This window comes from Treponema sp. R6D11, from assembly GCF_054786075.1.
Window position 1 is genome coordinate 1 of the sequence record NZ_BDHD01000277.1, and the last position, 1,873, is coordinate 1,873.

The following is a 1,873-nucleotide window of genomic DNA, read 5'->3' on the forward strand; positions in this document are numbered from 1 at the left end:
CGTTCCTTCGCTCCTCCTCGTTCTTATTGGTTCATATTTTTCACTTATGATCGCGTTCGCATTAACTGACAGCTTGGGAGTTTTTGCCGCTATCGGTCTTACCTTTAAACAGCCTGTATTCGATACAGCAAGTATAATCCAGAAGATGATTGCGTTTTCCGAAAAAGCCCGCCGCGAAGGTTTGCTTGCTTTGGAAGATGAGCTTGAAGACCTTGAAGATGAATTTATGAAAAAGGGTTTGCGTCTTGTAGTAGACGGAACCGACGCTACAATTATCCGCGATCTTATGGAATTGGAATTAAGCCAAATGCAAGGTCGCCATTCATTCAAAATTAAACTTATTAACATGTGGGCTACTCTTGTACCTGGGTTGGGAATGTTAGGTACAGTTATGGGACTTGTAGGTATGTTACGCAACCTTGATGATAAAGCGTCTATCGGTCCTAACATGGCTCTTGCTCTTATTACAACATTCTATGGGTCTTTGTTTTCTAACGTATACTTTATTCCTTGGGCGAATAAACTTGGCGTATTTGATAATGATGAAGCCGGTATGAAGGAAATGATCATCGAAGGCGTACTTTCAATTCAAGCCGGTGATAATACACGTATTTTAGCAATGAAACTTCTTGCGTATCTTAATCCTGTTGCCAGAATAGCAATGGAAAAAGAAGTCCTTAAGGATTAAAAGAGTATGGCTCGTAAGAAAAAAGCAGCTGAACCTACCCCGAGTACGTGGTTAAATACCTACTCGGACATGATTACCCTTTGTCTTTGTTTCTTCGTCGTTCTTTTTAATCCCGATGATGTTACACAAGCGCAGTTGGATGCTGTTTCAGATTCAGTAAGGCAGGGCGGTATAGGATCCTTGGCGGGCGGTTTTACCCTTTCCGCCGGACGCAATGCGGATTTGGGCAATACAATTATGTCCCTGCCTTCGATGGAACGCGGCAGAGTTATGGGCACTGCCATGCGAAAAGCCATTTCTGTTTTCTCGCCTGAGATTCGTTCCAATAAAATAAAAGTAACTCACGATGAACGCGGTCTTGTAATCACGCTTGCAGGTGACGCATTTTTCTACCCCGCAAGCGCGCGAATAAATATAGAAGCGACAAGAGACATACTTCTGCGGTTGGGGACATATCTTGCGTCTCCCGAATTACGCGGCAGAAAATTCAGGATAGAGGGGCACACCGACGACACCGACGTTGACCCCAATGGTCCCTGGGAAGACAACTGGCAGTTATCTACAGAACGCTCAAGGGCGGTACTTCGCTATCTGTCCGACCTTGGCATAAACGAAAACAATTTCCAAATAGCCGGCTTCGCCGCAACAGCCCCCGTTTCATCTAACGACACCGAAGAAGGGCGCGCCAACAACCGCAGGGTAGACGTTATTATCCTTGATGAAGGTCATCTGTAGGAATTAGTGGTTAGTATATAGCAGTTAGTTTGGTAGTAAGCTAAGATAGGCAACAAGCTCAGTTAACTAACAATAATACTAACAGCTAATTACTATCCACTTCTTAAACAGCTAAATTAAACAACGCGCCTGTAGCGGGTGCGGCGGGAGCGTAAACCCCCACGGACATGGCGGTTTTTATTTGTTTTTGAAGTTGTTCAATTAAGGCGTTAATTCGTTCTTCGTCGGAGCCGTCCAAATTGCCGAATTCCGCCTGAGGTTGGTTTTTCATTTTTGATAATTGCTCAATCATGGTGTCAAGGATTTTTAGTTTGTTGATATTTACGCCTTGAGTACCCTCAGGCGCGGGAGTCCCGGATACATGCTTAAAGTGGGAATATATCAGCATGCCCAGCGAAACGGGAAGAGTCATTCCTCCGTTGCTTGCCTCGCTTATCGCGTAGCCTACGC

The 1,873-nt window shown here is 44.8% G+C and carries 3 protein-coding genes; 2 read left to right on the forward strand and 1 reads right to left on the reverse strand.

Going from position 1 to position 1,873, the window contains the following annotated elements; genetic code table 11:
* Both ACYVTD_RS12240 and ACYVTD_RS12245 read left to right on the forward strand, forming a co-directional pair.
* On the forward strand, window positions 1-688 hold a 688-nt coding region (locus ACYVTD_RS12240; protein WP_461248037.1), incomplete at its 5' end, for a motility protein A.
* A gap of 6 nt (window positions 689-694) precedes the next feature.
* Window positions 695-1,423 (forward strand): OmpA family protein, encoded by a 729-nt coding sequence (locus tag ACYVTD_RS12245; protein ID WP_461248038.1) that lies wholly within the window; start codon window positions 695-697, stop codon window positions 1,421-1,423.
* A gap of 103 nt (window positions 1,424-1,526) precedes the next feature.
* On the opposite strand, the gene ACYVTD_RS12250 is transcribed toward ACYVTD_RS12245, so the two are convergent.
* The coding region (locus ACYVTD_RS12250) for a hypothetical protein (protein ID WP_461248039.1) at window positions 1,527-1,873 on the reverse strand (347 nt) is incomplete at its 5' end.